This is a genomic window from uncultured Gimesia sp. (assembly GCF_937919775.1).
Lineage (GTDB): Bacteria > Planctomycetota > Planctomycetia > Planctomycetales > Planctomycetaceae > Gimesia.
In genome coordinates this window covers 20796-27711 of the sequence record NZ_CALFPF010000509.1, presented here as the reverse complement: position 1 = coordinate 27711, position 6916 = coordinate 20796, and the positions used below count along the sequence as shown (strand labels likewise).

The following is a 6916-nucleotide window of genomic DNA, read 5'->3' as shown; positions in this document are numbered from 1 at the left end:
CGGTTGCTCATCACTTTGATACCAACCGGTCTGGAGAAACTCGTCAAAATTTGAGGACGAGAAGAAAAGTGGAGTAAGCCGTGACAATTGATCGATCAAGGTTTCATGACCACGACAAAATTTTCTCCATTGATCAGTTTCATTAGTAGTGCGACAAAAAGACATTTTGAATCATCAATTCTAGCAAAGTCTCGTTAATGTAATCGATCATCAATAAGGCGCGATCTTGGTCTCAAACTTGTATCCATTAAAATCGTGCAACAGTTTTGCTTCACCAAGCAGATCCGAACTCATAATATTGATTCGATACAGACAGCCCCGCTCAACATAACAGATCGTTTCATCAACCCAATCCGCCCATTCCCAGCTCGGATAAGGGTCAATTGTTCCCTCGGCCTGAACGAGCAAATGTTCGTCCCAGTAACAACCTCTTCCTTCAGAAGGGCCACCGGAAAGGCAAACTTTGATCAGTTTCCAACCTTCGGCCAGTTCCTTTTCAAACAACGTGCCTTTATATTTTATTTCTCCCACTGTGGTACTCCGCATGATCCATCCATCGCGTTCCAGGCGAGGGTAATACACAGAAAGACATTCACCACCATAATATCGTAAATTCACATCGGGCTCTCCTTGCCTGAATTCTCCTGACGACTTCAGATCATCGTGTTCACCGTTAAGCCAGTAGGTCCGATTATCGATAAATAATCCGCCTCCCAAATAAGTGTCACCTTTTCCCATCAGATCCAGGGCTTTGAGGTAGGGGGTCTTCGCAATCGCCGTCCAGGAACCCTTTGTTTCAGAATTCCATATTCCGTTCATTGCGAAATAGATCCAGTGTGTTCCATCAGGTGAAAGATCAGCCCGCCGCTCATAAATCCGGCCTTTAAGCCATTGACCGACTGTAAATGTATTCTGACTTCGGTCCCAACCCAGGATACACGTCTTCTTTGCCGGTCCCCGCCGAATCACTATCGCATAAGGATTGTCCCGGGCGATTATAATATGCACGCGCGCTGGAAATGATTTTGCAGTCATAAATGGTCAACTCTAAGGAAAAGTTTATCTTGCCTACACCAATCCTGGCACTGTATTTCGTAATCCCACTCCCCTATGACAAGGACACAGTAGTCGCTGGCATGGTTCTCAACAACCACCTTTCAGGCTGTCCAACTTTTTGAATTTAGGGAAAGACAAACGCTTTCAAAACTTCACTTTGAACCAGTTTAAATCCGGGGGCATCCGAATTGGATTCTGCATCTGGATTTCGAACCAATGTCCCTGAGACAGCAATCGGATCATAATGCCACTTCCAGGATTTCCCTTCGGGCAATTGAACCATGAGTGTCTTTTCAGGATCAGGCTTCCATCCGAAGGATGAGTCAGGCCGCGCGTAACCCATCTGAAATTCGTTCAATTGGAGATCCCTGCGGGGGAGTGCATATCCCTTCAAACAAACTTGCTTTCCCACCAGTGCCGCCAGCTTCTGTTCGGAGTTTTCTCTGTCCTGCATGATGGCGGCAAAATTGACACGTGTGTAACCGGGCAGCGTTTCAGAACGAACTTGGATCTGGTACCAGATCGGCGTGAGAATGCCAAAGATCAGTGAAAGACAGATCCCCAGTCGCGCCAGTATCTGACCTTGGAGTTCATAGCGACGAATCGACTTTAGCGCAACGAAACCCAGTATGACACCTGGAACTGCAAACAACGCGAGCCAGGGAAACACAATTCCCAGAATACAGAACATGCCCAGCCCTGCTGACGCGATAGCCAACAGTGAAATCGGTGAATAGCCGAAAACGTCTTCTTTCAAGGGAAGCCGCTCGGCTACTACTCCACCAGCTTGACTCATTCTGGAAACAGGTTCTTCTACGTACTTTAGCGAATCATCACATCGCAGACATGGAATGTTTTCCGGAGAGTCAGATTGATTCATTTTCCTATTCTCAGAAACAACAGGGACGCCAGTGAAATCAATCCAGCGATTGTTTAATCAAACCTCTCTATCTTACACGACAAGTCAGGAAATGCATCGATTAAAACATTTCGTACCCGGTCACAAAATAAATCAGCGAATCAACAATCAGCGCCAGCCCGACCAGAGCCAGCAAAATCGGCATGAGGAAATTGCTGACCCGTTCCAGCCACTCATTGATTTTTCGTAAAATCTGCTGGCTCTTTTGACCTGAAGTTACCGTCAGGACAGGAACCAGCGCAAACGGAAGTGCATATAAAACATTGTATCCCGCCAGCACGCCCAGCGCCGACATCGGCGTCAGGTCGGCTTTGAGAATCTGATCCAGGGCAGCGAAGTAAGGGAGCGCAAAGGGCAGGCCCATAAAACTGACTACAGCACCTAAGCCGACCGCCATCAGGGGCGTTAACGAGCGACTCTCTTCCGCCTGTTCTATTTTTTCTTTTTTCCAGGACAGGAAACCAACCCAGAGTAGAATCAGACCAATCACAAAACCGATGATGTAATCAATCTGTTGCGGATTCGACAAGTGATCGGAAATCTGTTCAATCCCAATCGCGATCACCAACCCTGCCACATAATAGGCCAGAGTATGACCCAGCAGAACAGCGCAGCTATTCACAACAGGACGATTGGTACCCGCCGCATAAACCAGGAAGGCGAACAAAACAGGATTCACGAGATCCGCAACCAGAATTGGAATCAGAGTCATCCAAAGTTCAAACATAAACTCACATCCTGTTGAAGTCCAAAACCACACACGTCCGGCTGACGGCTGCCTGCCTGAAACAGCAGACGTACTATGAACCTCTCGACCAACTCCGCTCAAAACATGAGTCTGTTTTTTGTCGTTCAACTATTTTTCTATGTAATCCGTTCCGCACGGTACACACTCACTGCTACCCCTTCACCGGATACCGGCTTGCAATGGCGATCCGGTTCCAGGCATTGATCACCACACTCAGCCATTCGACTGCGGAAATCTCTGCTTCCGACAATACCTCCGCGGCCTGTTCGTAAACCGTAGCGGGAATCTGTCCCTCTGCAATCAAAGTCACGGCTTCGCACAGCGTCAGCGATGCCCGTTCCTTGTCGTTGAAATAGTCTGTCTCCCGCCAGGCAGGTAACACGCTGATCCGATCACTGGATTCCCCGCTCGACAGCGCATCGCGCGTATGCATGCGGACACAAAACGCACACTGATTCAGTTGAGACGCGCGCAATCGCAACAGATGTGAGAAACCAGCCGTGATACCCGCGGACAGCACATACTCATTCGTCGCGCTCTCCAGATCCAGGACGGTCTGATATAACTCCGGTGCCACTTTACTCAGAACCACTCGTTTTTCCATACCTCACTCAATATTAATCCTGTGTTGAAAACGGAATAACAATGTTCTTGGATCTCAATACGGGGAAAAACTTTTTCTCGACCAGACTGTCGTGACAAATTTACCGCATCCGTTCGTGCATAAACTCAAACGCCCGCTGATAAGCGTCGTCAATCAGCTTCGGATCGCCCCCCGCCAGTCCGTGTTCGGCTCCGGGAATCGTCACCAGTTCGTGCTCGACGCCGTGCAGTTTGAGTTGTTCTGCCATCAACGTCGACTGTTCGTAAGGCACATCGGTGTCTTTGGTGCCATGCACCATTAGCGTGGGGGGATACTCTTTCGTGACGTTCTTAAGCGTCATGTAAGGATAGAACTTTTCCGGCTCGCGTTGATGATCCCAGCCGGCAACCGCTTTCGGCCAGATTCCCTGCTGGCGACAATACTGATAGAAGGCACCCCGATCTTTTTTACTCTCCCGCGAATCGGCAATCAGACCATCGCCCACCTGTCGGTATGCTTCTTCCTTTGTCAATTTTGTTTGATGACGTTCATGCGGGCTCGGTTTGCCGATCCAGTCTCCGATCAAGTCGCCGTAACCCCAGTACGGCACCAGCACGGTCGGCCGCGGCTTCGCCCGATAGCCGGCGATCATCGTCAGGCAGCCCCCCGCCGACCCGCCGGATACTGCCACCTTGCTCGTGTCCACATTGAACAGCTCCGGCCCTTTTTCATGCAACCAGGTAAATCCGTCTTCCAGGTCGGCAATGATTTCCGGCAGTTTTGTTTCCGGCGCCAGGCGGTAATCAAATGAAACCACGGTATAACCGGCGCCCAGCATATCCTTCAACACACGACCACTCACGCCCCCCCGATGACCAACAATCAGCGCGCCGCCATGAAACCAGACCATCACAGGACGCATCTTGTTATCGTCGGCCCGATGCACGTCGGCTTTGATCTCGAGATTGCCAACCGTCTTATAGGTAAATGTTTTGACTTTCGTTTTGGGCGGCTTCGCACTGCTGATCGCAGGCAGACACAATGCAGCCGCCCCAGCGGCACACACTCCCAACATCTCACGACGATTCATCCCGGCTGGCATTCGTTGTTCTCCTGAAAAAATGATTTCGGTCTGAATCCACGATACCAGAAAACACATCCCACGAGCAAATCGGAAACCGTTATCGCGAAGAAAAAACAACCATCAGCACAACCAGCCCGATCAAAATTAAAAATGCCGTCCAGGCCGTCTGCGTCGAAATACGATCCGGGTGACGCCACCAGTCCCGCAAAGAGCCCAGCCGATGCCAGAGCCAGAAACCGGCGGGCACCGTCAGTAATCCAAAACCCCACATCACCCACAAGGGCGTTCCTGTTTGACGCATCACGCCACAATCACCAATCCCTTCCAGCGCACCGCCGGCGATATAGGCACCATTGGCAATCAGGCAGAAACCGGCAAAGAATTGGACCAGCGGTGCCTGCGACCAGCGCAGCATGCACGCCATTGGCAGTAAGACTAACGGAAGTAGAACACCCAGCATGGGGCCGGCCCAGACCACAATTGCTGGATACGGATTCGCAGACAGATCAGTACGCGAAATCGTCAAGGGATGTAACACAATGTGCGAAACAATCCCCCCTGTCAGCAGGCCACCAATCACGTGCCCCAGTTCATGCACGCCCATCATCATCAGCCAGCAGCCGGATAATAGCGAAATGCAGTACAGAAGCTGGTAAAATCGTGACATTCTGGTAACAGCCTGACAAAAAAGTCTGGTGATTGGCCTGCCTGCCTGTTTAGGATGAAAACTGACAATCGACCAGCCGTTTTTACATCCCAGTATAACAGTCATACGCCTCTGATCAAAATCATGTCCATCGCATCCCCTGAAACGCCCGCCGCCATGATTCCCGCTCTACCGCACGGGTCGCGTTCTTCCCTTCCGGCACTTCTGGCTCTGATTCTGCTGGTCATTGCTGCAACCCCTCAGTTGATCTGCATGCCGGTCACAAATGATGTTTCTTATTACGACATCCAGGCGCGAACGGTGCTCAACGGGGGCATCATGTATCGTGACATGGTCGAGCCGAATTTCCCGGGCGTGGTCTGGATTCACATGGGAGTCCGCTCTCTGTTTGGCTGGAGCACCGGGGCACTGCGCTGCTTTGATCTCGTTCTGTTTTCGTTTAACGTGATTTTACTGGCCCGATTCGTTTCGGCGGCCCGCTTTCAACTCAGCTTTGTGTTAGTACTCACGTATTATTCCGTTTCGGAATGGTGTCATGTGCAGCGCGATGTGTGGCTGCTCATCCCGGCGGTCACAGGTCTCAGTTTGAGATACGCGCAATTACAGCGAATGAAAAACGCAACGGCGTCATCAAAATCGATTTATTTTCACGCCCTGCTGGAAGGCCTCGTCTGGGGCGCTGGCGTCTGGCTCAAACCGCACCTCGTGATTCCCGCACTGGCGGTCTGGATCTGCGGGCTGCTCCTGTTATCAACGCGCCGCCAGACGCTCAAGGATCTGGCGGGATTAATCACAGGTGGTCTCATCGTCGGTCTTCTGGGAATTGGGTGGCTCATCTCCACTAAAACGTGGCCTTGGTTTCTGGAAATGCAGCTGGAATGGAATCGTGAATATCTGGCCGCCGGAAACTCTCTGTGGAATAAAACGCTGATCATTAATCTGCTGGCGCGGCTGTTTCCGTACTGGCTCGTCCATCTCGTCGCGATTCCGATGGCAGTCAGATCGCTCTTCAAAAAATATCCCGACCCCGCGCGCCCCGAAATCATGCGCCTGCGTTTACTGGCGACCCTTTATCTCGCTTGGTGTCTGCAGGTCGTCTTATTACAACATCCCTATGATTATATTCATCTGCCCCCGCTACTGCTGGGCATCGCGTTTCTGACACTTCGAGTTCATTGTTCCGACCGTATTTCGCTTGGTTACAAAGTGCTCGCAGGCGGTTTTGTGATCCTGGCTCTGGTTCTTTCTCCGGTTACCAAACCGGCCCATCTCAGGCTCTGGGCCGACTGCATCAGACAAGGCAGCACAAATGAAATCCGTAATCAACTCGCACAGATCCCCTACCCCGACTGGCAGGATCTGGAACGGGTCGGCGATTTTTTAAAACAACAACAGGCGGGCAACTATGAAGTGACTTGTTACAGCAACGATTTGGTGCACCTCTATCGTGATCTCAATCTGGAACCTTCGACCCGCTATGTCTATCTCAACACGCATGCCACCTACTTTCCTTCCAAAGGACCACTGATCAAACAAGCGTTGCAGAAAAGCCCGCAGCGGTTTGTTTTAACCAATCTGATGTCAGCCGGATTACTCGTCAACCAGGCCAGAGAAATCGGCCCGGCGGGCATCAACAGTCATCCCCCCGCTTTCCCGAAGCAGTTGCAAACACAATATCCCTGGAATCTGCCAATCGCATTTCGTTCCGGCACTCTGGTCGTGCATCGTGTTCCCGCGAAAGCAGCCGCAAAGAAGTCCTCCGCAAAACCTGTCCCACTGATTCAGCCACAGGAACCAGAATAAACTCCTATAGAACAGGGAGAACCAGATCTAAAACCCACCTAATCTATTATTTAATA

Annotated in this window: 7 protein-coding genes; 1 reads left to right on the top strand and 6 read right to left on the bottom strand. The window is 50.9% G+C overall.

Annotation, left to right across the window (positions count from 1 at the left end):
- Positions 1-210 precede the first annotated feature (210 nt).
- The 6 genes from Q0294_RS14655 to Q0294_RS14630 form a co-directional block, all read right to left on the bottom strand.
- Positions 211-1035 (bottom strand): hypothetical protein, encoded by an 825-nt coding sequence (locus Q0294_RS14655; protein ID WP_299466889.1) that lies wholly within the window; start codon positions 1033-1035, stop codon positions 211-213.
- A 145-nt stretch (positions 1036-1180) separates the two neighbouring features.
- A complete protein-coding gene (locus Q0294_RS14650; protein ID WP_299466886.1) occupies positions 1181-1852 on the bottom strand; it encodes a DUF4190 domain-containing protein in 672 nt (223 codons plus the stop codon).
- Positions 1853-2036: 184 nt separating this feature from the next.
- On the bottom strand, positions 2037-2702 hold the full coding sequence (locus Q0294_RS14645) for a GAP family protein (RefSeq protein WP_299466883.1): 666 nt from the start codon (positions 2700-2702) through the stop codon (positions 2037-2039).
- Between the two features lie 172 nt (positions 2703-2874).
- The gene (locus Q0294_RS14640) at positions 2875-3327 is read right to left on the bottom strand and encodes a carboxymuconolactone decarboxylase family protein (protein ID WP_299466880.1); all 453 of its coding nucleotides are present in this window, start codon (positions 3325-3327) and stop codon (positions 2875-2877) included.
- A gap of 100 nt (positions 3328-3427) precedes the next feature.
- A complete protein-coding gene (locus tag Q0294_RS14635; protein WP_299466877.1) occupies positions 3428-4408 on the bottom strand; it encodes an alpha/beta hydrolase in 981 nt (326 codons plus the stop codon).
- A 79-nt stretch (positions 4409-4487) separates the two neighbouring features.
- Positions 4488-5057 (bottom strand): M50 family metallopeptidase, encoded by a 570-nt coding sequence (locus tag Q0294_RS14630; RefSeq protein WP_299466874.1) that lies wholly within the window; start codon positions 5055-5057, stop codon positions 4488-4490.
- A gap of 123 nt (positions 5058-5180) precedes the next feature.
- Here Q0294_RS14630 and Q0294_RS14625 point away from each other — a divergent pair, with 123 nt between their 5' ends.
- Positions 5181-6860, top strand: coding sequence for a hypothetical protein (locus Q0294_RS14625; RefSeq protein ID WP_299466870.1), 1680 nt, complete (start codon positions 5181-5183; stop codon positions 6858-6860).
- Positions 6861-6916: the final 56 nt, after the last annotated feature.